This is a genomic window from Kocuria oxytropis, assembly GCF_040981195.1.
In the GTDB taxonomy this organism is placed as follows: Bacteria; Actinomycetota; Actinomycetes; order Actinomycetales; family Micrococcaceae; genus Kocuria; species Kocuria oxytropis.
Genome location: NZ_JAVFXA010000108.1, coordinates 1 through 533, shown reverse-complemented (window position 1 = coordinate 533; position 533 = coordinate 1). Strand labels below are relative to the sequence as shown.

Here is a 533-nt window from a genome sequence, read left to right as displayed (position 1 = left end):
TGCAACGACCCCGGGATCTTCGTCGCTGAGGCCCAGGGGCAGGTGGAGGTCGTGGTCCCGCTGGACGACAACGTCCCACCGCACCTCTACGACCCCGTGGTGGACTACATCATTTCCCGTGCGGGGCTCGCAGGGCAGGAACGCGGCTGAGTTCGGCGATCCCGTCCAGCCACTCGCACGCCTGCCGCGCGGGCGGTCGGCCCTCGGCGGCGTCGTGCCGACCCACGTCCCCGAACCGGGACGCGCCCGCTGCCGCGAGGGTCTCGTCCAGCACGACGACGCCGCGCGAGAACGTCTCCCCGTACGTGCGGTCCCCGAGGCCGAACGCCGCGTAGCGCACGCTGCTCAGATCCGCGGCTCCTTCGGCCACCGCCGTCGCGAAGGCCCGCGCGGACGTGGGCAGCTCGCCGCCCCCGTACGTGGAACACACCACGACGTGCGGGTGGGAGGTGTCCAGCGCGGCGGGGTACGTTCCTGGGCGTGGGGACGGAGCTGAGTCGGGAGGGACTACCCGTGGTGTGCCGCCCAGTGTC

2 protein-coding genes are annotated in these 533 nt (G+C 72.8%); one reads left to right on the top strand and one right to left on the bottom strand.

Going from position 1 to position 533, the window contains the following annotated elements; all coding sequences use genetic code 11:
- Positions 1-42 precede the first annotated feature (42 nt).
- On the top strand, positions 43-150 hold the full coding sequence (locus QYM41_RS17825) for a phosphatase (protein ID WP_368801102.1): 108 nt from the start codon (positions 43-45) through the stop codon (positions 148-150).
- Here the strand turns inward: QYM41_RS17825 and QYM41_RS17820 are convergent.
- Positions 110-457: a flavodoxin domain-containing protein gene (locus QYM41_RS17820; RefSeq protein ID WP_368801101.1), complete on the bottom strand. Its 348-nt coding sequence runs from the start codon at positions 455-457 to the stop codon at positions 110-112. The genes QYM41_RS17825 and QYM41_RS17820 overlap by 41 nt on opposite strands.
- Positions 458-533: the final 76 nt, after the last annotated feature.